The sequence below is a fragment of the Thalassotalea ponticola genome (assembly GCF_041379045.1).
Classification (GTDB): domain Bacteria; phylum Pseudomonadota; class Gammaproteobacteria; order Enterobacterales; family Alteromonadaceae; genus Thalassotalea_A; species Thalassotalea_A ponticola.
In genome coordinates this window covers 1,610,679-1,633,386 of record NZ_CP166871.1, presented here as the reverse complement: position 1 = coordinate 1,633,386, position 22,708 = coordinate 1,610,679, and the positions used below count along the sequence as shown (strand labels likewise).

Annotated in this window: 19 protein-coding genes; 11 read left to right on the top strand and 8 right to left on the bottom strand. The window is 44.2% G+C overall.

Translation table 11 applies throughout. The features are described from left to right. Both ACAY30_RS06915 and lrp read right to left on the bottom strand, forming a co-directional pair. On the bottom strand, positions 1–2,790 hold the full coding sequence (locus ACAY30_RS06915) for a DNA translocase FtsK (RefSeq protein WP_290250308.1): 2,790 nt from the start codon (positions 2,788–2,790) through the stop codon (positions 1–3). A 112-nt stretch (positions 2,791–2,902) separates the two neighbouring features. Next, positions 2,903–3,385, bottom strand: a complete 483-nt coding sequence (gene lrp / locus ACAY30_RS06910; protein WP_290250307.1) for a leucine-responsive transcriptional regulator Lrp — start codon at positions 3,383–3,385, stop codon at positions 2,903–2,905. A gap of 181 nt (positions 3,386–3,566) precedes the next feature. Here lrp and ald point away from each other — a divergent pair, with 181 nt between their 5' ends. The 5 genes from ald (at position 3,567) to infA (ending at position 7,923) form a co-directional block, all read left to right on the top strand. Continuing rightward, positions 3,567–4,688 carry an alanine dehydrogenase gene (gene ald / locus ACAY30_RS06905; protein ID WP_290250306.1) on the top strand — a complete coding sequence of 374 codons (1,122 nt, stop codon included), beginning with the start codon at positions 3,567–3,569 and terminating at the stop codon, positions 4,686–4,688. Between the two features lie 401 nt (positions 4,689–5,089). Then, positions 5,090–6,049 carry a thioredoxin-disulfide reductase gene (gene trxB / locus ACAY30_RS06900; protein ID WP_290250305.1) on the top strand — a complete coding sequence of 320 codons (960 nt, stop codon included), beginning with the start codon at positions 5,090–5,092 and terminating at the stop codon, positions 6,047–6,049. 21 nt (positions 6,050–6,070) lie between these two features. Next, positions 6,071–6,781, top strand: coding sequence for a leucyl/phenylalanyl-tRNA--protein transferase (aat, locus tag ACAY30_RS06895; protein ID WP_290250304.1), 711 nt, complete (start codon positions 6,071–6,073; stop codon positions 6,779–6,781). Between the two features lie 39 nt (positions 6,782–6,820). Next, on the top strand, positions 6,821–7,537 hold the full coding sequence (locus ACAY30_RS06890; RefSeq protein ID WP_290250303.1) for an arginyltransferase: 717 nt from the start codon (positions 6,821–6,823) through the stop codon (positions 7,535–7,537). 167 nt (positions 7,538–7,704) lie between these two features. Next, positions 7,705–7,923 (top strand): translation initiation factor IF-1, encoded by a 219-nt coding sequence (gene infA / locus ACAY30_RS06885; protein WP_011043571.1) that lies wholly within the window; start codon positions 7,705–7,707, stop codon positions 7,921–7,923. Between the two features lie 282 nt (positions 7,924–8,205). On the opposite strand, the gene ACAY30_RS06880 is transcribed toward infA, so the two are convergent. The 3 genes from ACAY30_RS06880 to clpS all read right to left on the bottom strand — a co-directional run bounded on the left by ACAY30_RS06880 (position 8,206) and on the right by clpS (position 12,441). Beyond that, positions 8,206–9,387 carry a multidrug effflux MFS transporter gene (locus ACAY30_RS06880; protein WP_290250302.1) on the bottom strand — a complete coding sequence of 394 codons (1,182 nt, stop codon included), beginning with the start codon at positions 9,385–9,387 and terminating at the stop codon, positions 8,206–8,208. 401 nt (positions 9,388–9,788) lie between these two features. Continuing rightward, complete coding sequence (gene clpA, locus ACAY30_RS06875; protein WP_290250301.1) at positions 9,789–12,050, bottom strand: ATP-dependent Clp protease ATP-binding subunit ClpA; 2,262 nt, start codon at positions 12,048–12,050, stop codon at positions 9,789–9,791. Between the two features lie 70 nt (positions 12,051–12,120). Then, positions 12,121–12,441, bottom strand: coding sequence for an ATP-dependent Clp protease adapter ClpS (gene clpS, locus ACAY30_RS06870; protein WP_290250300.1), 321 nt, complete (start codon positions 12,439–12,441; stop codon positions 12,121–12,123). A gap of 324 nt (positions 12,442–12,765) precedes the next feature. Between clpS and cspD the strand changes: the two genes are divergently transcribed. Further along, positions 12,766–12,978: a cold shock domain-containing protein CspD gene (cspD, locus tag ACAY30_RS06865; RefSeq protein ID WP_290250299.1), complete on the top strand. Its 213-nt coding sequence runs from the start codon at positions 12,766–12,768 to the stop codon at positions 12,976–12,978. 275 nt (positions 12,979–13,253) lie between these two features. Here cspD and ACAY30_RS06860 read toward each other — a convergent pair whose 3' ends face one another. The 3 genes from ACAY30_RS06860 to ACAY30_RS06850 all read right to left on the bottom strand — a co-directional run bounded on the left by ACAY30_RS06860 (position 13,254) and on the right by ACAY30_RS06850 (position 17,625). Next, a complete protein-coding gene (locus ACAY30_RS06860; protein ID WP_290250298.1) occupies positions 13,254–14,465 on the bottom strand; it encodes a uracil-xanthine permease family protein in 1,212 nt (403 codons plus the stop codon). 1 nt (position 14,466) lies between these two features. Beyond that, complete coding sequence (gene upp / locus ACAY30_RS06855) at positions 14,467–15,096, bottom strand: uracil phosphoribosyltransferase (protein ID WP_290250297.1); 630 nt, start codon at positions 15,094–15,096, stop codon at positions 14,467–14,469. A gap of 300 nt (positions 15,097–15,396) precedes the next feature. Next, positions 15,397–17,625: an NADP-dependent isocitrate dehydrogenase gene (locus ACAY30_RS06850; protein WP_290250296.1), complete on the bottom strand. Its 2,229-nt coding sequence runs from the start codon at positions 17,623–17,625 to the stop codon at positions 15,397–15,399. Between the two features lie 450 nt (positions 17,626–18,075). Here ACAY30_RS06850 and ACAY30_RS06845 point away from each other — a divergent pair, with 450 nt between their 5' ends. The 5 genes from ACAY30_RS06845 to purB all read left to right on the top strand — a co-directional run bounded on the left by ACAY30_RS06845 (position 18,076) and on the right by purB (position 22,572). Further along, the gene (locus ACAY30_RS06845; protein ID WP_290250295.1) at positions 18,076–18,798 is read left to right on the top strand and encodes a pseudouridine synthase; all 723 of its coding nucleotides are present in this window, start codon (positions 18,076–18,078) and stop codon (positions 18,796–18,798) included. Positions 18,799–18,806: 8 nt separating this feature from the next. After that, positions 18,807–19,259, top strand: coding sequence for an NUDIX hydrolase (locus tag ACAY30_RS06840; RefSeq protein ID WP_290250294.1), 453 nt, complete (start codon positions 18,807–18,809; stop codon positions 19,257–19,259). Positions 19,260–19,470: 211 nt separating this feature from the next. Further along, positions 19,471–20,547, top strand: coding sequence for a tRNA 2-thiouridine(34) synthase MnmA (gene mnmA / locus ACAY30_RS06835; protein WP_371190255.1), 1,077 nt, complete (start codon positions 19,471–19,473; stop codon positions 20,545–20,547). A gap of 17 nt (positions 20,548–20,564) precedes the next feature. After that, on the top strand, positions 20,565–21,188 hold the full coding sequence (gene hflD, locus ACAY30_RS06830) for a high frequency lysogenization protein HflD (protein ID WP_290250292.1): 624 nt from the start codon (positions 20,565–20,567) through the stop codon (positions 21,186–21,188). Between the two features lie 16 nt (positions 21,189–21,204). Further along, positions 21,205–22,572, top strand: a complete 1,368-nt coding sequence (gene purB / locus ACAY30_RS06825) for an adenylosuccinate lyase (protein WP_290250291.1) — start codon at positions 21,205–21,207, stop codon at positions 22,570–22,572. Positions 22,573–22,708: the final 136 nt, after the last annotated feature.

The window sequence follows — 22,708 nt, the reverse complement described above, 5'->3', positions numbered from 1 at the left end:
TTAAACCTTTACTGGAGGTGGTGCGAGTACTTCGCGTTGTCCGTTGTGCGATGGCGAGCTGACAATACCAGCCGCTTCCATATCTTCTACGATACGCGCAGAGCGGTTATAGCCAATGCGAAACTTGCGTTGTACGCTTGAAATAGACACGCGACGAGTTTCGGTAACAAAGGCGACTACTTCATCAAATAGCGGGTCAGACTCAGCCTCTCCACCTTCTGCAGCCTCGCTCGGCAGCATGTTATCTTCTGTCGTTTCACCTGATAAGATGTCTTCGACGTAATTTGGTTCCCCGCGGGACTTCCAATCATTTACCACTGCGTGGACTTCGTGATCATCAATAAAGGCACCTTGCGCACGCACCGGAATGCTCGTACCTTGTGGCAAGTAAAGCATATCACCGTGACCTAGCAACTGCTCAGCTCCTTGTTGATCTAAAATTGTACGCGAATCAATACGCGACTGTACGGTAAGTGCCATGCGCGTTGGAATGTTAGCTTTGATCAAACCAGTGATAACATCTACAGAAGGACGTTGCGTAGCAAGAATCAGATGAATACCAGCTGCCCTTGCCTTTTGCGCGATGCGGGCTATCAACTCTTCTACTTTTTTACCAACGATCATGATCATGTCAGCAAATTCATCTACGACAACCACAATTGACGGCAGTTTTTCAAGCTGAGGCGGAGTTTGATCTAAGCCATCACTCGGCTGCCAAAGTGGGTCAATTAACGGCTCACCTTGCTCGATGGCATTGGCTACTTTTTGGTTGTAACCCTTTAAGTTACGCACACCAACGGCGGACATTAACTTATAGCGGCGTTCCATCTCACCAACACACCATCTCAGTGCATTAGCCGCATCTTTCATATCGGTAACGACCTCTGACAGTAAATGCGGGATGCCTTCGTAGATTGATAATTCCAACATCTTCGGATCGATCATGATAAAGCGCACATCTTCCGGTGTTGATTTATACAACATTGAAACAATCATCACATTGACAACAACGGATTTACCCGAGCCCGTTGTACCGGCAACGAGAATGTGCGGCATTTTGGCCAAATCAGCAACCACCGGATCGCCGGCGATGTCTTTACCAATAACCATAGATAGCGATGAACTTGATTTAATAAACTTCTCACAGCTGATGATTTCCGATAAACGCACCATTTCTCTGTGTTTGTTGGGGATCTCTAAACCAATAACTGACTTACCTGGGATAACTTCCACCACCCGCACACTCGCCGCAGACAGCGCTCGGGCCAAATCTTTCGAGAGGTTACTTATTTTACTTACTTTTACACCGGGCGCTAAATCCAATTCGAAACGGGTGATTACCGGCCCAGGGAAGACATCGGTCACCTTAGCCTCAACGCCGTAATCGAGCAACTTGGCTTCCACCAAACGGCTCACTTGTTCAAGCTCTTCAGCACTAATCGGATTTTTCGCTTTGTCAGCTCTATCCAGTAAATCAATGGTTGGCATTGTCTCGTACTGCTCAGCGAGTAATTGCGAAGGCAATTTGTCTTGTTTAGCCGCTTTAGTTGGCTCGATAGGAGTGTCAACCGGATCGTTGGTAATATGTTCTTGTACAACCTCTGTTGAGGTTGTCATCGTGTTGCTCAACGCATTGTGATGATCAGATAATGACGTTGATTGTTGCTCGTCAATCTTGTCGAAATCGTCGATATCGTCAAAACCACTGAATACCGGCTCATCAACGTCAAAAGGCACCTCGTCTTCAATAGCACTGTGTTGCTGCACGTGCTGGCTATCTTGCTCAGCAACGGGCGTTTGTTCAAACGATTGCTCACTTGCCGAGTCACCACCTCGATTATCACTTTTACTAAACATCGACATTAAATTCGCCGCTAGATCAGCTTTTTTATCTGCTTTGGCCGGTTCAGTAGGTTGAATCTTTGCAGCCTCGTTTGCGACAGCTGGTGCAGTAGAGATAGACTGCTCGGCATCACCGTCAGCTATCGCATCAACGTCCCCTACTGCATCGCTTTGCGCACTGGTATTCGCTCTGATGTGCGTATCACTTCGCTGCGCTAATTGCTCATTTGACGTGTTGCTGACACTCACGTCAGTCTCTCGTTCATCAATACTTTTGCCACCTTGGTTAACGTTGCCTACATCGCCGTAGTGGGCATGAGTACTACTGACCAACTGACGCACCCAACTGACGACGGCAATGGTTTTTTCACCAATAAAGTCAATCAATACGAATAGCGATACGCCACTGGTTAAGACAAAACCAGTACAGGTCATAACGATATACAAAAGCGAACTGCCGATGTAGTTTAAATACGGAAATAAGCTAAACGATAGATAGTTACCAATTAACCCACCCGATGAAAAACCGTAATTATCATCGACATTCATACTGAAAATAGAGGTCAACCCCAGCACCATAAGCACACAACCAAGCACCTTTAACGCAAGGGTAAAAAAATCTATTTCGAGTAATACGTGAATTCGTTGAAACAACAACCAGCCACAAAACGCCAACGCAAACGGTATTGCATAGGCAACTAAGCCAAAGGTGAAAAATAAAATGTCTGACAAGTAGGCGCCTAATGCCCCTGCCTTATTACTTACCGTCGCGTGGTAAGCGGTTTGTGACCATCCGGGATCGGCAGCATCGAAGGAAAATAAGGCAATGATTAAATACAAAGAAAAAAGACTGGTGAAAATCAAGCCGGCTTCCAACAGTCGTTGGCTCCCGGTTAGTTTAACATCTGTGTTAGGTAAAGACTCTTTAGCGCTCAACGTCGAATCCATTATTATTATCTGATTATTGTGTACGTCGCGATGCGACGGTACGCGGGTATTTATACTGTTAAATTAGCAGAAATCTACAGCTCGATAAACCACTAACCGAGGTTTTGTCATGCTAATCAAACTGAACGGGAATTTTATTATCGGTTTTAACCTCTTCCATCACCACATACGTTCGGCTTTCTGCCACCGATGGCAACTTTAATAAGGTATCACCGAGTAAGGTTCGATAAGCTTGCATATCTGACACCCGCGTTTTCAGCAAAAAGTCAAAGTTACCGGAAACCAGATGGCACTCTTGGATCACGTCGAGTTTCATGACCGCTTTAGCGAATTGATCAAACACATCTGGTGAGGTACGGGTTAAGGTGATTTCGACAAATACCAGTAACGCCGCGTCGAGATACTTGGGGTTTAATGTCGCACTGTAGCCGGTTATGATTTTATCTTGCTCAAGACGCTTTACCCGCTCTAAACAAGGCGTTGGGCTTAAACCAACGCGCTTTGATAACTCAACATTTGATAAGCGCCCATTGCGTTGTAGCTCTTTAAGGATGTTGCGGTCTATTCGATCGAGCTTTTTGGTTTGCTTCATCATTTTCGATATATATCTCTACTAGAAGTACTATAAACAGTATTTTCCCCTATAAACAGCGATAATACAATAAGCTCATTTAACAAAACGCAGTTATAATTAGCGCAAAATAACAAGCGTGACTGATCGCTGAACAATACGATAGCTCGGTCCAGTCCCGCCCCTACATTTCGAGAGAAAAAGTATGATTATTGGTGTACCTAAAGAGATTAAAAACCACGAGTATCGCGTTGGTATGGTTCCAGCGAGCGTTCGTGAAGTTGTGAATCACGGCCACGAGGTCTTCGTGGAGACTAATGCAGGTATTGGCATTGGCTTTACTGATGAAGATTATCAGCTGGCCGGAGCGACCATCCTACCAACTGCTGCGCAAGTATTTGCACAAGCAGAAATGATCGTCAAAGTAAAAGAGCCTCAAGCCGTTGAGCGCGCTATGTTACGCGAAGGGCAAATTTTATTTACCTACCTTCACCTTGCCCCTGATTTAGCGCAAACTGAAGACTTGATTAAATCAAAGGCAATCTGTATCGCCTATGAAACCGTAACCGACCAAAACGGTGGTCTGCCATTGCTAGCACCAATGTCTGAAGTTGCAGGTCGCATGTCAATTCAAGCAGGTGCTCAGGCGCTAGAAAAATCGAACGCAGGTCGCGGTATGCTACTTGGTGGTGTACCAGGTGTAGAGCCAGCTAAAGTCGTTATCATCGGTGGTGGTATGGTTGGTAACAACGCCGCGCAAATGGCTGTAGGCTTAGGTGCTAACGTGGTTATTTTAGACCGCAACATCAATGTATTGCGTCGCTTAGACGCACAGTTTGGCAATAAAATTCAAGCCGTGTACTCGACCGCGGATGCTCTAGAGAAACACGTATTAGAAGCGGACCTTGTGATCGGTGGAGTATTAATTCCAGGTGCTGCAGCGCCTAAACTAGTTACCGCTGAGCACATCAAAAACATGAAACCTGGTGCGGCTATTGTCGATGTTGCCATTGACCAAGGCGGTTGTATTGCAACGTCTAAACCAACCACTCACGCTGAACCAACATATATTGTTGACGAGGTTGTCCATTACTGTGTCGCGAATATGCCAGGCGCTGTGCCACGCACATCAACGTTTGCATTAAATAACGCCACCTTACCGTACATCATCAAACTAGCTAACTTAGGTTACAAAGAAGCGCTATTATCAGATGAGCACTTCTTAAACGGTTTAAATGTTGTAAACGGTCAAGTTACAGTGCGCGAAGTCGCTGAAAACCTCGGCTTTGATTTTGTAAACGCCAAAGACGCATTAGCCAACGCTTAAGCAAGTAGTCTTCAACTAGTATTGTAAAGTTTACAATATGAGCTTTAGTAGAAAACGCAACCCTCATCGGTTGCGTTTTTTCACACTTGTTTACCTTGTTTTGTTAACATATCATCCCAATTAATCATGTCATCGTATTACTGCCAACTGCTTGATATATATTGCGCTGATTGCGGTTGTTAAACCGCGATGAGAATGTTTATAGATTACTGTTTATTACAACTTGGCGCTGGTTTCTCTACCCTAATATGATGTAAAATTTATTTAAACGTTGAGTCAACCCTGTGTAAATGAACTTGCCTATAGAGCGGCAATATCAGGGTTACAACGCAATCGATAACAGCACGTAAACCTGCATAGGTATTACTGAGATTGCCTTTATAATTATTTGGAGTTTTTTCATGAGCGACACTAGACACTGTCCTTTGCTGATTTTAGGTTCGGGCCCTGCCGGCTACACTGCTGCGGTTTATGCCGCACGCGCTAACCTAAAACCTGTTTTGATTACTGGTATGCAACAAGGTGGTCAATTAACCACGACTACCGAAGTTGAAAACTGGCCAGGTGATGCCAGTGATCTTACGGGTCCAGACTTAATGGTGCGCATGCAACAACACGCCGAAAAATTTGACACTGAGATTGTGTTTGATCACATTGATGACGTCGACCTTTCACAAAAACCATACCGCTTAAAAGGCAGCTCTGGAGAGTATACCTGTGATGCATTGATCATTTGTACCGGCGCTTCGGCTCAATATTTGGGCTTAGAGTCTGAAACAGCGTTTATGGGTAAAGGTATTTCTGCTTGTGCAACATGTGACGGATTTTTCTACCGCAACCAAAAAGTGGCGGTTGTCGGAGGCGGTAACACGGCCGTGGAAGAAGCTCTGTATCTTGCCAATATCGCGTCTGAAGTACATTTAATTCACCGTCGTGATACGTTCCGCAGCGAAAAGATTCTTACCAAACGCCTAATGGATAAGGTAGAAAATGGCAATATCATCTTGCACCTTGACCGTACTTTAGACGAAGTATTAGGTGACGATATGGGTGTAACCGGCTTGCGTTTAAAAGACACCAAGTCAGATGCTACTGAAGAAATTGACGTAGCAGGTTGTTTTATCGCCATCGGTCACAAGCCAAACACTGACATTTTCAAAGGTCAGCTTGAGATGAAAGACGGTTACTTAACCGTTAACAGTGGCACCAATGGCAACGCAACCCAAACCAGCAAAGAAGGCGTTTTCGCCGCTGGTGATGTAGCCGATCACATCTATCGTCAAGCCATCACTTCTGCAGGTTCAGGTTGTATGGCTGCCCTTGATGCAGAGCGTTATTTAGACGCTTTAGCAAGTAAGTAATTCGTACAGTATCACTGTATTATGAGCCAGTCACTTTACTCCCTTGATGATAAAGTACTGGCTTTTCCTCATCATCACCTTGCCCTGAGCGAGCCAAATGGTTTGCTTGCTGTTGGCGGCGATTTATCACCAGATCGATTAACCCTAGCCTATCGGCATGGCATTTTCCCTTGGTTTAACGAAGGCGACCCAATATTGTGGTGGTCTCCCGATCCCCGTGCCATCTTGCCGACCGAGCACGTCTACACCAATCGTTCACTGTTAAAGTTTATAAAAAAATGTGACTACCGAGTCACTCTCAACAAAGCATTTGTTGATGTCATTGCCTATTGTGCGAATGCGCCAACGCGAGATGACGATACTTGGATTTTATCGGATATGATCCAGGCTTATAGCCGTTTACACAAACTTGGCATGGCACACTCGATTGAGGTTTGGCAAAACGATCAATTAGTGGGTGGATTATACGGCGTCGCAATTAATGGTTTTTTTAGTGGCGAATCGATGTTTTACCTACGCCCCAACGCCTCAAAAATAGCCCTACTTGCGCTAACCAAAAAATTAAAACACGCTGGTATCAACTTTGTCGATTGCCAGATCTTAAATCCATTCTTACAATCGATGGGCGCTATTGAACTGTCGCGCTGTGACTTTTTAATGCGTCAACAAGACGTGGTGAGCCAGCGAGTGGCTGATCATTTTTGGCACGCCAGTGACTTGTCATTTCGATGAACTACAATCAACTATAGAGAGGTTGATTGTCTTTAGATTATGAGTGAATCAAAAAAATACTTTCAATTTGGCCTAACGGCGAGCTTTCCCTGCAACTACTTATCGGATATGCAAGAAAGACTCATTGTGGTCACCAACAATGAAGACGTCAACCAGCAAAACTATCAAGCATTGATGAGCGCAGGGTTCAGGCGCAGTGGCGATCAAGTTTACCGACCGCACTGTAGTGCATGTCAAGCATGTGAGTCATTGCGTGTTCCGGTTGCCGAGTTTAAACCGAGCAAGAGCCAAAAACGACTGCGCAACCTCAATCAAGATTTAACCATACGCGTTGTTAATCAGCCAAAGCCAAGCTACTACACACTATACGAGCGTTACATTAACACAGTACATCGCGACGGTTCGATGTTTCCCGCTAACAAAGAGCAATATGAGGGATTTATCTTCTCCAAACGCATACCTCAACTGTTCATCGAAATATACGACCAAGAGCAGTTGATTTGCGTGGCGGTGTGCGATCACCTGCCCGATGCCCTGTCGGCACTATATACGTTTTATCATCCCCAACATCAGAAACGCTCCCTTGGTCGATACGCCATTTTGCAGCAGATCGAGCTTGCGGCAACGTTACAAAAGGACTACTTGTATTTGGGTTATCAAATTGATAATTGTCAAAAGATGAATTACAAAAAGCAGTATTTACCGCATGAACGGTTACGTGGTAACGATTGGCTTAAAATCGCGGCTAAAAACTAAAATTTATCGTTATTTGGGCAAATAAATTACGCATTTTCTTTACAAACAGAACGGTTTTCGGCATTATCTCGTCAGCAAAGTATACACGATGCCAAGTTTACAAATGGCGAAAAAACGCTATGGTTTAATTTGGTGTATTTATCAATTTTTAGAGGTTTAACAGCCAAATGGCGAAAGAAGAAAATATTGAAATGCAAGGTACGGTGTTGGACACATTACCGAACACCATGTTCCGCGTTGAATTAGAGAATGGTCACGTTGTGACAGCTCATATCTCAGGTAAAATGCGTAAAAACTATATTCGTATCCTAACCGGTGATAAAGTTACAGTAGAACTAACACCTTACGACTTATCGAAAGGTCGCATTATTTTCCGCGCCAGATAATCTGTTAAGCTGATCGAATGCGATGTTGTACTCGCTCCCCTATTACAGAATAAATGGTGAGCAAAGACACGCATTTTGATTTCAAGCACCATCGTGCAACTACTGTGTAAGTTTACGCAAATAGTGCCAATAGTGATCAGGTGCTTTCAATAAAAACATAAAAGCCTCGCTTGTGCGAGGCTTTTTTTTTACCCATTGATTACCCAATTGTTGCTTGGGATGGTATTTATCAGTCTTAGCGTGTCAGTGACACAAATGCGATTGATTCAAACAGTAGCTTAGCTACGACGCTTTTGACTCAAACACTAACCCACCATTGTCTTTGGCCAATAACCAAACCGTACCAAATACCGCAAACAATAACATTAACATGGCTACTTGTACGGGAATTGATATTGGTAATTGTTGTATTAGACCGACTAACACCGCACTTCCAGACATTTGTAGAAATCCAAGTAACGCTGAGGCGGTTCCCGCTTTTTCGCCAAACGGTGCCAAAGCTTGACCTGAGCACGTGCCCATCAGTAGAGAAAAACCAACCGAAGACAACATAATAGGCATCATAAATGCCAGTGGCGTTAATATCGACCACAACGACGCCATTAACACGCCACTGACAAACAAACACAGACAACCCAAACTGATTGTCGTTCTAACCCCTAAACGGCGAATACATTTAGGGGCGGTAAGACAAGCAGTGATGTTAACGATCGCATTTAAACTAAACCAGAAGACAAAATCTTGACTCGATAAACCTAATTCGACCATAAGCCACGCTGGGGCGCTACTCACATAAGCAATAATCACGGCCATAGCAACCAGAATAGCCAATGAGTGAAATATGAATACAGGATGGGTAATAATGCTTTTATAACGCCCTAGGTTACAGACAGACACCGAATGCTGTTTATCAACTTGGTGAGATTCCTTTAACTTAGTGGCCACTAATACACCTGCGCCGAGTGCATAGGCAGCCATAAACAAAAAGTTACTTTGCCAGCCGTATTCATCGGTTAACCAGCCGCCTAATATTGGTGCTAATGCCGGTATACAACAAATAACCCCATTTAAGTAACTGTAAATGATACCGCTTTCTTTTGCGTCGAACTTATCGCGTACAATGGCAAATGCACTGACGACAATCGCGCACGTACCCAAGCCGTGAATAAATCGAGTTAGCAAGTGAAGTTCAATTGTGTCGGCGACAGCACAGGCTAAGCAGGCTACAAAGTATATGGCAATACCGGCCATAGCGACTGGCTTGCGCCCGTACTTATCTGCCAGTGGCCCAGCAAACAACTGACCAATGCCCATAGCAAATAAAAAACCACTTATCGACCATTGTAAAAAGGTCAGATCAGTTTGTAGATCATCGGCCATTTGCGGTAAGGCAGGTAAAAATATATCAATGGCCAATGGACTAAACACCACCATCAACATTAGCACCGGTAAAAACGACAACATAACTCACATAATATAAAACACACAGGGATCGCGCATTGTAGCGACTGCAGCTATGTCTACCTAGCAATTAAATGTAATCGAAGGTTACCTTGTAATTTAATCAGCCCATAAATCTGCTCTTCGCATAAGTAACAACTCGGCGCTTTTCAAAGAGAAATAACGATCGCGACCGTGTAAAAAATACTCACTAAATCGCGGTAAACACAAACAGCACAGCTCGTCGCTATTCAATCAGCAAGTAAAATCAAAGCACGAAGTTCAGAGCCGAGTATGGGCACTGTAGATGCGTTTAACATTGGCCTGTTGCAGAGTGGACGTTGGTGATGAGTCACTAATGGGACTGCTGACGACTAAAAAAAACGCAGCCATAGGCTGCGCTTGTCTATGACAATAATAAGGTGCTACGACACGAGTTCTTCTTTACGCTCGTAGCTGAACGTTAGAGTATCACTCTTATCATCAATATCTATTTTGGCTATACCACCGTGCATGAGCTCGCCGAACAATAATTCGTTGGCCAATTGCTTTTTGACCTGCTCTTGTATCAATCTAGCCATTGGTCGCGCGCCCATCGATTTGTCGTACCCCTTATCTGCAAGCCACGTTCGCGCTTTGTCAGACACTTCTAACGACACGCCTTTACTGTCTAATTGGGCCTGCAATTCAACAATAAACTTGTCGACGACTTGTTCAATGACATTATGCGGTAAGTGGTTGAACCAAATAATCGAATCCAAACGGTTGCGAAACTCTGGTGAAAATGTGCGATTGATTTCCGACATTGCATCGTGAGAGTGATCTTGTTGCTGAAACCCTATCGACTTACGCGTTGTTTCTTGCACACCGGCGTTGGTGGTAAGCACCAAAATTACATTGCGAAAATCAGCTTTGCGACCATTGTTGTCAGTTAGCGTTCCGTGATCCATCACCTGCAGTAAAATATTAAAGATATCACTGTGTGCCTTTTCAATTTCATCGAGCAACACCACACTGTGAGGATGCTTGATCACCGCATCTGTTAACAAGCCCCCTTGCTCGTATCCTACATAACCTGGCGGAGCACCGATTAACCGACTCACCGCGTGTTTCTCCATGTATTCAGACATGTCGAAACGCAGCAGTTCGACACCGAGTTGGTTAGCTAATTGCTTGGTGACCTCTGTTTTACCGACACCGGTCGGTCCTGAGAACAAGAATGAGCCGACAGGTTTATCATCTTGTCCTAATCCTGCTCTTGATAAACGTATCACCGACGTAAGGCTCTCTATCGCTTCGTCTTGGCCAAACACCACCATCTTAAGATTGCGATCGATATTCATCAAGTTGTCTTTTTCTGTCGAGGACACTGATTTTTCAGGGATACGCGCGATGTGTGCAACAACCGCTTCGATATCACTGGTTTTTATTACCTTTTTGCGCTTGTTTGCCGGCAATAACTGTTGTTTTGCACCGGCTTCATCAATAACGTCAATGGCTTTATCGGGTAGGAAGCGATCATTAATGTATTTACTCGACAGCTCTGCGGCAACCTGTAGCGCCTTATTACTGTACTTAACGTTGTGATGTTGTTCGTACTTTTCTTTAAGCCCCATTAAAATTTTGGTGGTTTCTTCAATGCTTGGCTCTTTAATATCGATCTTTTGAAAACGACGCGCCAGTGCCCTGTCCTTTTCAAAAATGGTTGAAAATTCCTGGTAGGTTGTCGACCCCATGCAACGCAATTTACCCGATGACAGTAGCGGTTTGATCAAGTTTGAGGCATCCATCATACCGCCCGAAGCAGCACCTGCACCAATAATGGTGTGGATTTCATCGATGAATAAAATGGCGTGTTTGTCTTGCTCTAAATCTTTCAACAGCGATTTAAAGCGTTTTTCAAAATCACCGCGATACTTGGTGCCAGCCAGTAACGCCCCCATATCTAACGAATAAATGGTTGCATCACTCAACACATCGGGCGCTTTACCATCGACAATTTGCTTGGCCAAGCCTTCGGCAATGGCGGTTTTACCAACACCTGCCTCTCCCACTAACAACGGGTTGTTTTTTCGCCGTCTCGACAGCACTTGTACCGTCCGTTCGAGCTCTCGACTGCGGCCGATCATCGGATCAATTTCGCCGTTTTTCGCCAACGTGTTTAGATTGCTCGCATAGCTGTCAACTGACTTAGCTTCCGCAGTCTCAGTAGACTGAGGATTCAAGTTAACAGTGGTGTCTGGCTGGCTGTTTGATTTGGCAATGCCATGGGAGATGTAATTGACGATATCCAACCGAGTGATATCAGATTTTTTCAAGAAATACGCGGCTTGCGATTCTTGCTCGGAAAAAATAGCAACTAACACATTTGCGCCATTAACTTCGCTTTTCCCAGATGATTGTACGTGAAACACCGCGCGCTGAAGCACGCGCTGAAAACCAAGCGTAGGTTGAGTCTCTCGCTCTTCGTCACCTTGAGGTATCACCGGTGTCGTTTCAGAAATAAAATTTAGCAACTCCAGCTTCAATTTAGCAACATCACCACCACAGGCGTTTATGGCTTCAAGAGCTTCGGGGTTTTCCAATAGCGCGAGCAATAAATGCTCTACGGTCATAAATTCGTGACGTGAATCTTTCGCTTGGCGAAATGCCAAATTCAACGAAATTTCCAAATCTTTATTCAACATAATAGCGAACTCCTGAAACAACCTTAAAAATTAGCTGACTCTTCGAAAATTAAAGCACACTTTTCCTGCGCTACACTTGTTCCATTGTACATAACAACGGATGTTGATGTTGACGCGCGTAATTAGCAACTTGCTCGACCTTAGTTTCAGCTACTTCGGCGGTAAAAATGCCACAATTACCTTTACCCTTGTAATGGATTGTAAGCATCACTTGCGTTGCTTGATCACTATCCATGTTAAAAAATCGCGTTAACACCTCAACAACAAAATCCATCGGTGTATAGTCATCATTTAAAAGAATAACACGGTACATTGGCGGTCGTTTGAGTTTTTCTTTGTTTTGCTGCTCGAGTTGCTGACCTGTGCCAATCTCTTCTTTCACGTTACTCATAAATTAATAATAGCCTCATAGTTGAGTAATGGAGAACTGTTTTTTAATAAATTTATTAAAAAAAACCAACAATTTATCTTGACTAATTGCTCAGATTATCTAAATTTTTAAATGTGACTAAAATTTAGACATAAAGGCGCAGTGAGAAGTTTCATTACCACTCATTGGCAACTGTCTAAGAGCGCTTAATTTTGATTGTCTTTGCCATCATGGCATCGCAATCGCGTTGAACAAGATCATAACTATAGTAACACTGTTGACGTGTTAAGCGTTAAGGCACTTATTATAACAAGATACCGAGTTGGAAAGAAGGAAGTAGTAACGATGGCACAAGGCACAGTAAAATGGTTTAACAACGCCAAAGGGTTTGGTTTTATTCGTCCAGAAGAAGGTGGCGAAGATATTTTCGCTCATTATTCAACGATTCAAATGGAAGGATACCGAACGCTTAAGGCTGGTCAAACAGTCGACTATGAGTTAAACAATGGCCCTAAAGGGCAACATGCCGCGAGCATTAAGCCAGTAGAAGAAGACTAATCTAGTAGCATAGATTAGCGGTTTCCTTTGGCATTAGGCATCTGGGTGAGCACCGCTCGCCCTTAGGTGCGTTTGCGTTTTACACATTTAATTGTTAATGCGTTTGTACCTGCATTAGTGTGGACAAAAGAGCACAGATAAACTTTTGGTGAGAGTTTTGTCGATACCTATCGATTTAAATCAGCACCAAATCCATATCGCCAAGATTTTCAATTTTACCAACAAGAAAGGGTTACTACTCGAGCAACCCTTTTTTATTTAGACGCCAATAGCAGTTAGCGTTTCGACGGCAACAAAAGATTGAGTAAAATTGCCGACACAGCCGCTAAAGCAATGCCTTTTAATTGGAAGATGCCCATATCAAACTGCATACCGCCTAAACCAAAGACAAGCGCAACCGCGACTATGGTCATATTTTTGGTTTTGCCCAAGTCAACCTGAGCATTGATAAGCGTTTTCAAACCCACTACCGCAATAGCACCAAACAGCAATACCATAATCCCGCCCATCACTGGCACAGGTATTGTTGAAAGCAAGGCACCGGTTTTACCAACAAATGATAAAGCAATCGCAAAAATAGCAGCCCAGGTCATGATCACAGGATTAAATGATTTTGTTAGCGCTACGGCGCCGGTAACTTCTGAATAGGTTGTATTTGGCGGACCACCAAAAAACGAGGCCACTGACGTAGCCAGACCGTCACCCATTAAGGTGCGTTTTAGACCTGGTTTTTCCAAGTAATCTTTACCCGCTACTTGTGAAATAGCAGTGATATCACCAATGTGTTCAACCGCCGGTGCTATCGCAATAGGTAGGATAAATAAAATCGCTTCCCAGTGAAATTGAGGAAAGGTGAAGTTTGGTAAAGCAAACCACGTTGCGCTTGCTACCGCATCAAAATTAACAATACCAAAGGTTAGCGATAACACGTAGCCAACAATTAAGCCGGCAAGAATGGGCACTAACTTGAATAGACCTTTACCAAACAAAGAAACCAATACGGTAACCGCCAATGACGACAATGAGATGAGCAAGGCCGTATTAGCGTCGACTAATTGCATTGCTCCATCACCTGTTTTACCCAGTGCCATATTGACACCAACAGGCGCCAAGTTGAGACCGATTACCATGATCACCGGAGCGACAACCACTGGCGGTAAAATACGGTGAATGATTTGATTGCCCTGCCATGCGACTAACGCACTTAACAGCAGATAAAATAAACCAGCCGCAGCTAAACCAGACATCGTACTAGCAATGCCCCACGTCGCCACACCGTAGCTAATGGGCGCGATAAAGGCAAACGACGAAGCCAAAAATACAGGTACTTGGCGTTTAGTCACCAACTGAAATACCAAGGTTCCGATACCGGCAGTAAACAACGCGACATTCGGATCTAAGCCGGTTAAAATCGGCACTAACACCAAGGCGCCAAAGGCAACAAATAACATTTGCAAACCGAGTAACGGCGTAACTATTGAATTCATCTTATTTGGTTCCAAAAATTTTATCACCTGCATCACCAAGGCCAGGAATGATGTAGCCTTTATCATTCAAGTATTGATCGATACTGGCGACATATATATCGACATCGGGATGAGCCTGTTCAAGTTTTTCAATACCCTCTGGTGCGGCAACTAAGAACAAGCCTTTAATATCAGTGCAGCCTTTTTTCTTTAACAGATCAATAGTGGCAATTAGGGTGCCACCTGTCGCTAACATCGGATCAACGATTAACGCTGTGCGCTGTTCTATATCCGTCACAACTTTGTCGAAATACGGTACTGCTTCTAGGGTTTGTTCGTCGCGATATAAACCAACTACCGAAACTTTAGCACTGGGAAGCAATGACATGACGCCGTCTAACATACCTAAGCCGGCGCGGAGAATAGGAACCAGGGTGATTTTTTTGCCCTTGATGTGTTCAACGTTTAAAGGGACATTTTGCCAACCGTTAATAGTCTTCGTCTCTGTTTCTAAATTGCGTGTTGCCTCGTATGTTAACAAGGTACCAATTTCAGAACACAATTCACGAAAATCCTTGGTGCTGATGCCATTAGCTCGCATTAGTCCGAGCTTGTGTTGCACTAACGGGTGGGTTACTTCAAAAACCGCCATACTGCTCCTCAATATATGGGTGACTAAAAAACGCGCGGATTATACCCCAACATCGCCGAATTACAGCAAAGTGTTACGCTTTTTTACAAAGTTTTGCCCGACATTGAAACTGAGATGGCGTAAGACGTATGTTGGTCTGTCCAACCGTGAATTGAGCCCAAGATGAAGAATAAATACACCGTTGTAACACGGCATTGGTAAAATAAAAAACGCCAAAAGTCGATGACTTTTGACGTTTTCAATTTGGCTAGATCATACTCTAACTATCCACTTTTGAGTATGTATCTGTCGTGCTGTTTATTAAAGCGATGCTATCGCTTCGTTTAAGGTTGCACTCGGACGCATCGCCGCGGTTGCTAACTCATCATTTGGCATATAATAACCACCGATATCGGTACTTTGTCCGTGTACACTATTAAGTTCGTTAACAATGGTTTGCTCTTGCTCTGTTAGACGCTTGGCAAGTGGTTCAAAGCGGGCTTTGAGCTCAGTATCGCTCTGTTGAGCAGCAAGCTCTTGCGCCCAATACATGCACAGATAAAAATGCGAACCGCGATTATCAATTTGGCCAAGCTTACGAGCTGGTGATTTATTTTCAGCTAAGAACGTTGCCGTTGCCGCATCCAACGTATCCGCAAGTACTTTTGCCTTCGGGTTGTTGTTGATGTTGCTCAAATGTTCAAACGACGCCGCTAGCGCTAGGAATTCACCTAACGAATCCCAACGCAAGTAGTTTTCTTTAACAAACTGCTGCACGTGTTTCGGTGCCGAGCCACCAGCACCGGTTTCAAATAAACCGCCGCCGTTCATCAATGGCACGATAGACAACATTTTAGCCGATGTTCCCAGTTCTAAAATTGGAAATAAGTCGGTCAAGTAATCACGTAATACATTACCGGTTACAGAAATAGTATCTTCACCATTTTTCATGCGTTGTAGGGTAAAACGCGTTGCTTCAACTGGTGATAAGATGCGAATGTCTAAGCCATCTGTATCGTGATCAGCTAAGTAGGTTGTCACTTTTTTGATTAATTGGGCATCGTGAGCGCGCTCTTCATTTAACCAAAATACCGCCGGCGTATCGCTTAAACGAGAACGGTTTACCGCAAGTTTAACCCAATCTTGGATTGGTGCGTCTTTTACCTGACACATACGCCAAATATCACCTTGCTCCACTGAGTGTTGCATTAACACATTGCCGTTCTCGTCTTCAACGCGCATGGTACCATTACTCGGTACTTGGAACGTTTTGTCGTGTGAGCCGTACTCTTCCGCTTTTTGTGCCATTAAGCCAACATTCGGTACAGTACCCATGGTACGAGGGTCAAATGCACCGTGTTGTTTACAAAATTCAATGGTTTCTTGGTAAACGCCGGCGTAACAGCGATCAGGAATAACTGCAACCGTATCTTGCAATTGGTCGTTTTTATTCCACATGCGACCAGAAGTTCGAATCATCGCTGGCATCGATGCATCAATAATAACATCTGACGGCACGTGTAAGTTGGTGATACCTTTGTCTGAGTTAACCATCGCCAGATCTGGATTTTTGGCGTAAACGGCTTCAAAATCGGCTTCTATTTCAGCTTGTTTATCGGTCGGCAGGCTGGCCATTTTGGCAAACACATCGCCAATACCGTTGTTCACATCGACACCGAGATCAGCAAACAGATCCGCGTGCTTTTGTAACACGTCTTGATAAAAAACAGATACACAGTGACCAAATATGATTGGGTCCGATACCTTCATCATCGTGGCCTTCATGTGTAACGAAAATAAAATGCCCTTTTCTTTGGCACTGGCAATCTGCTCGGCTAAGAATGCGCGCAGTTTATTTTTGCTCATCGCTGATGAATCGATAATTTCGCCGGCTTGTAACGCTAAACCTTGCTTTAAGATGGTGTCATTGCCCTGCTCATCGCGGTGAACAATATTCACCGATGTCGCTTGTTCGATAGTGATCGATTGTTCCGAACCAAAAAAATCGCCATCGGTCATGCTCGCCACATGTGATTTCGAGTCAGCTGACCACTCACCCATTGAATGAGGATTGTTTTTGGCGTACTGCTTTACCGATGCTGGTGCACGGCGATCAGAGTTGCCTTCACGCAACACAGGATTTACCGCAGAACCCAATACTTTTGCGTACTGCGCCTTGATTTTAACTTCTTCACCATTGCTTGGTTCAGCGGGATACTCCGGTAACGCGTAACCTTTTTCTTGCAATTCTTTTATCGCTGCGCGCAACTGTGGGATTGAAGCACTAATATTTGGCAGCTTGATGATGTTTGCCTCTGGCGTTTTAGCCAATGCACCAAGCTCCGCTAATGCGTCACCTACGCGTTGCTCTTCAGTCAAATACTCGGGGAAATGCGCTAAAATACGACCCGCTAAAGAGATGTCTTTAGTGGTAACGTCAATACTAGCCGTTGCTGCGTATGCCTTGACCATAGGCAAAAATGAATACGTTGCTAAAGCCGGAGCTTCATCAGTGATGGTATAGATAATATTAGAATGTTCGGTTGTCATATAATTTCCTATTGTTCTGCGTCCGCCACTTATCTGTGACTTTAATTCTTTTTATAAATCAAATTGTTAGTGTGAAGCTTATGATAAAGGCATCAACGCCTTGAAATCCGCGTTCAGGTCACATCAAGGGCAAGTGAAATGTATCTAATTAACTAACGTCCCTCATCGTTTGGGCAGACTATCTTATCGTCGTTTGTGAATCAATCATCGGTTACACATTGCATTGGTGCTATGCGTATATAAATGCTGACACAGGTAATTACCTAAAAAATACAATACGTTGAGGAGTAATTATTCTAATCGAGGCTAGTATAACAATATACAATAGATTAAAATAGCGCTATTTACCGCGGTCGAACCGTTACAGCCTAACCGCCAGTACCTTGCTGGTGGCTTGAGATCGTTGTAATACTGACAATCATTTCCTCCGTAATATAGGTAGATTGATAATTGGCTCATTCAAATCAACATAGAGCAGGTACATCGAAAAAGCGAACACCATCGTCTGTACGTGCTGGTTCAGTGCCTAAACGCGCTAACAACGCAACGCGCACAGACAAACCGCGTAACGCGCCAAAACGAAAAGCAAGAACCAACAACGCAGCAAAACATCAAGGCAAGCAAAATACCGTTATCGTGCTATTCAACAAACCCTATGATGTTCTCACCCAATTTACCGATGACCAACAACGCTCAACGTTAAAAGACTATATTGATGTCCCTGATGTTTATGCCGCAGGACGGCTAGATAAAGATTCAGAGGGGCTCTTAGTGCTAACCAATAATGGTGCGCTTCAACATCAGCTCGCCAGCCCAAAACACAACAAGCGCAAAACCTATTGGGTGCAAGTTGAAGGAAGTGTGTCGACGAATGCGATTAATGCGTTACAAAATGGGGTTGATTTAAAGGACGGTAAAACCAAACCAGCGCAAGTAAAGCGAATCGAACCACCCGAAGTTTGGCTGCGAGAGCCACCAATACGAGAGCGAAAAAACATCCCCACCAGTTGGTTGGAGATCACCCTCACCGAAGGAAAAAACCGTCAAGTTAGACGGATGACAGCCCACGTGGGCTTCCCCACACTGCGACTTATTAGGGTTCGCTTAGGTCCCTATAAACTCAATGACCTGAAACCGGGACAGTATCGTATTATCGACGACACGAACCAATAAGGACAGCTATGAGCCAGTTTAAACCCAATACAACAGTGGCAGCTATTATTCACTGTAACGGTAAATTTTTAATGGTCGAGGAAGTGGATAACGGCCAGGTGGTATTCAATCAACCAGCGGGTCATGTTGAGGCTGGTGAAACGATTTATCAGGCGTTTGTCAGAGAAGTGACCGAAGAAACTGGACTCGATGTTCGCCCGTGCGCGATCAGCGGAATTTACTACAACTATCGGCAAGACAACCAAACTTATTACGTTCGATTTTGCTTTATTGTCGAACTCGATAGTGAGCTGGTATCCGTGCCGAACGATAGCGATATCATCGCCACTCATTGGATGAGCTATGAACAAATTACCAATGACAAGACGCCATTGCGAAGTGTGATGGTAAAAAAATGCCTTGATGATTATAAAAACGGGGCCTACTACAGTCTTGATATTCTCCAAGAAGATCTATCGTAAACAAATCAACACTGTATTTTGACAATGTATTGACCGACGAAACTGACACAACACAGTCGCGCATTAATGATATTTAGCCATTCGATAGAAATTTTAATGTCGTTTGGATTATTTCATGTTAAAATGCGCGCCATTTTTAATAGCCGTGGAATAAGGTTCCTTGAACACCGAATCAAACACAGATAACAGTCAACTTAAAGTCATTGTCGGAATGTCCGGAGGGGTCGATTCTTCTGTATCCGCTTACTTGTTAAAGCAGCAAGGATATCAAGTGGAAGGCCTGTTTATGAAAAACTGGGAAGAAGATGATGACGATGAATACTGTGCTGCTGCTGAAGATTTAAAGGATGCAAAAGCCGTTTGCGATAAGTTAGGTATCGAACTGCATACGATTAACTTCGCCGCGGAGTATTGGGATAACGTATTCGAGTACTTTTTAGAAGAGTACAAAGCGGGTCGTACCCCAAATCCAGACATCATGTGTAACAAGGAAATCAAGTTTAAGGCATTTTTAGAGTTTGCGTTAGAAGATCTCGGCGCCGACTATATCGCCACTGGACATTACGTTCAACGCCGTCGCCGTGACGATGGCACGTATGAAATGTTACGCGGCTTGGATGACAATAAAGATCAAAGTTATTTTCTTTACACTTTAAGCCATCAGCAAGTCGCTCACACCTTATTTCCAGTAGGTTCACTGGAAAAACCTGAGGTACGAGCGATTGCCGAGCGCGAAGGGTTGATCACCCACGACAAAAAAGACTCAACTGGAATTTGTTTTATTGGTGAACGCAAGTTTCGAGACTTTTTAGGGCGTTACTTACCGGCACAACCGGGTAAAATAGAAACCCCAGAGGGTAAAGTAATTGGTGAACATCAGGGCTTGATGTATCACACCTTAGGGCAGCGCAAAGGCTTGCAGATCGGCGGTATGGCCGATGCCGGCGATGAGCCTTGGTATGTTGTCGAAAAAGATTTAAAGCGCAATGTTCTTATTGTCGGCCAAGGTAAGAACCACCCTCGCCTGTTTTCTAATGGGCTTATCGCGTCACAGCTGCACTGGGTGAGTCGCGAAGAGTTTGCGATTGATACGACCATATCTTGTACGGTAAAAACTCGTTATCGACAACAGGATGTCGCTTGCCAAGTGACTCGTATCGATGCCGATAACTACCGAGTGATGTTCGCTCAACCGCAAAGCTCGGTTACACCGGGTCAATCTGTGGTGTTTTACCAAGGCGACGTTTGCTTAGGCGGCGGGATCATCGATATTTTAATTCGCGATTAACAACAATTAACACGATTATGAGTATTGAACAACAGTCATTATCATTTGCTGGTATTTGTCAGTGTACACAAATGGTGCAAGGAATTGCGCGAAAGAATCAGCTTGATGAACAACAATTTGTCATCATGTTAAACAGTATTGTCAATACCTCACCAAGCGACGCGGTTGACGTATACGGCGGTGAGGTAGGCAATCTACATGACGGTTTGTCATTAATCGTTCAACAGTTGGGTGATACTGCTGCAGCCAAAGATGCCGAATTGACCCGTTACATCGTCGCTTTGCTCAACTTGGAACGTCGCTTACACAATAAGCCAAAGGCGATGGCTGAACTCGGCAAGCGCATTGAACAATGCCAACGTCAAATGCAGCATTACGATATTAATAGCGACACCATGCTCAATAGCTTTGCCAGTATTTACACTGATTTGATTAGCCCGCTTGCTCCTCGTATCCAAATTGCCGGCGAACCAAACATCTTGAAGCAAGTCGGTAATCAAAACCGCATTCGCGCGCTGTTATTAGCAGGCATTCGCAGCGCTGTGTTATGGCGTCAGTTGGGCGGTAAACGCAGAAACATTTTATTCGGGCGGCGCAAATTCGTTGCGGCTGCTCAACAATTATTAAAAAACAAACCTTAATTTTTTGGGACATTCTATGGAACTTTCAAGCATTAGTGCTATTTCGCCGGTTGACGGTCGTTACGGTAGCAAAGTAAAAGCCTTACGCCCTATTTTCAGTGAATTTGGCTTGATAAAATACCGTGTAACCGTTGAAGTTCGCTGGTTACAAAAACTTGCTGCAACGGCTGAAATTGCCGAGGTACCTGCGTTTTCTGACGAAGCAAATGCCGTTCTTGACGCCATTGTCAATGATTTCTCTGAACAAGACGCTGCGCGTGTAAAAGAGATTGAAGCAACGACTAACCACGATGTAAAAGCTGTTGAATATTTGCTAAAAGAAAAAGTAGCGGATAACGCTGAGTTAGCGGCTGTATCTGAATTCATTCACTTTGCTTGTACATCGGAAGATATCAACAACCTTTCTCACGCATTAATGCTTAAAGAAGCACGCGAGCAAGTCATTTTACCCGCGATGGACGAAGTGCTAGCGGCCGTTAAAAACCTAGCGTTTGAATATCAATCGATTCCTATGATGGCACGTACCCACGGTCAGCCGGCTAGCCCAACCACCATGGGTAAAGAAATGGCTAACGTATACGTGCGTTTATTACGTCAACGCAACCAAATTGCGAACGTTGAATTACTCGGTAAAATTAATGGCGCTGTAGGTAACTACAATGCGCATTTGTCAGCATACCCAGAGGTAAACTGGCACCAATTCTCTGAGTCTTTCGTAACGTCACTAGGTATCACGTGGAATGCGTTTACCACTCAAATCGAGCCACACGATTACATCGCAGAATTATTTGACGCGGTTGCGCGCTTTAACACCATCTTAATCGATTTTGATCGCGATATCTGGGCATACATCGCTCTAGGTCACTTCAAACAAAAAACGGTTGCAGGTGAAATCGGCTCATCAACCATGCCACACAAAGTAAACCCAATTGACTTTGAAAACTCAGAAGGCAACTTAGGCATTGCCAACGCCCTATTCGCTCACTTAGCGCAAAAGCTACCGGTTTCTCGCTGGCAACGTGACCTTACTGACTCAACAGTACTTCGCAACCTAGGTGTTGGTTTTGCGCACTCGCTTATTTCTTACCAAGCAACGTTAAAAGGTATCAGCAAGTTAGAGGTTAACGAGCAGTCATTAGCGACTGAACTAGACCAAAACTGGGAGCTATTAGCTGAGCCAATTCAAACGGTAATGCGTCGGTACGGTATCGAAAAGCCATACGAGAAGCTAAAAGAACTCACTCGTGGTAAGCGTGTTGACGCTGACTCTATGCGTGCGTTTATCGATACCTTAGATATGCCACAAGACGCGAAAGACGAGCTGAAAAAGTTAACGCCAGCCAGCTACATCGGTCGTGCAATTGAGTTTATTGCCGAAATGTAATCTCGTCTGATTTAACAGCGCAAGGCTCAGCTCATAGCTGGGCCTTTTTTATCTGGCTAAACAGATAAGCGTGAACACCAATCGATTTATCATATGCGACAAACCCTAGCGTTGAGTCACGTTACTAGTCGTCGCC

Bases quoted from the DNA above. Each gene is read 5' to 3' on its own strand.
- ACAY30_RS06915 (WP_290250308.1), bottom strand. From the start codon at position 2,790: ATGGATTCGACGTTGAGCGCTAAAGAGTCTTTACCTAACACAGATGTT.
- lrp (WP_290250307.1), bottom strand. From the start codon at position 3,385: ATGATGAAGCAAACCAAAAAGCTCGATCGAATAGACCGCAACATCCTT.
- ald (WP_290250306.1), top strand. From the start codon at position 3,567: ATGATTATTGGTGTACCTAAAGAGATTAAAAACCACGAGTATCGCGTT.
- trxB (WP_290250305.1), top strand. From the start codon at position 5,090: ATGAGCGACACTAGACACTGTCCTTTGCTGATTTTAGGTTCGGGCCCT.
- aat (WP_290250304.1), top strand. From the start codon at position 6,071: ATGAGCCAGTCACTTTACTCCCTTGATGATAAAGTACTGGCTTTTCCT.
- ACAY30_RS06890 (WP_290250303.1), top strand. From the start codon at position 6,821: ATGAGTGAATCAAAAAAATACTTTCAATTTGGCCTAACGGCGAGCTTT.
- infA (WP_011043571.1), top strand. From the start codon at position 7,705: ATGGCGAAAGAAGAAAATATTGAAATGCAAGGTACGGTGTTGGACACA.
- ACAY30_RS06880 (WP_290250302.1), bottom strand. From the start codon at position 9,387: ATGTTGTCGTTTTTACCGGTGCTAATGTTGATGGTGGTGTTTAGTCCA.
- clpA (WP_290250301.1), bottom strand. From the start codon at position 12,050: ATGTTGAATAAAGATTTGGAAATTTCGTTGAATTTGGCATTTCGCCAA.
- clpS (WP_290250300.1), bottom strand. From the start codon at position 12,441: ATGAGTAACGTGAAAGAAGAGATTGGCACAGGTCAGCAACTCGAGCAG.
- cspD (WP_290250299.1), top strand. From the start codon at position 12,766: ATGGCACAAGGCACAGTAAAATGGTTTAACAACGCCAAAGGGTTTGGT.
- ACAY30_RS06860 (WP_290250298.1), bottom strand. From the start codon at position 14,465: ATGAATTCAATAGTTACGCCGTTACTCGGTTTGCAAATGTTATTTGTT.
- upp (WP_290250297.1), bottom strand. From the start codon at position 15,096: ATGGCGGTTTTTGAAGTAACCCACCCGTTAGTGCAACACAAGCTCGGA.
- ACAY30_RS06850 (WP_290250296.1), bottom strand. From the start codon at position 17,625: ATGACAACCGAACATTCTAATATTATCTATACCATCACTGATGAAGCT.
- ACAY30_RS06840 (WP_290250294.1), top strand. From the start codon at position 18,807: ATGAGCCAGTTTAAACCCAATACAACAGTGGCAGCTATTATTCACTGT.
- mnmA (WP_371190255.1), top strand. From the start codon at position 19,471: ATGTCCGGAGGGGTCGATTCTTCTGTATCCGCTTACTTGTTAAAGCAG.
- hflD (WP_290250292.1), top strand. From the start codon at position 20,565: ATGAGTATTGAACAACAGTCATTATCATTTGCTGGTATTTGTCAGTGT.
- purB (WP_290250291.1), top strand. From the start codon at position 21,205: ATGGAACTTTCAAGCATTAGTGCTATTTCGCCGGTTGACGGTCGTTAC.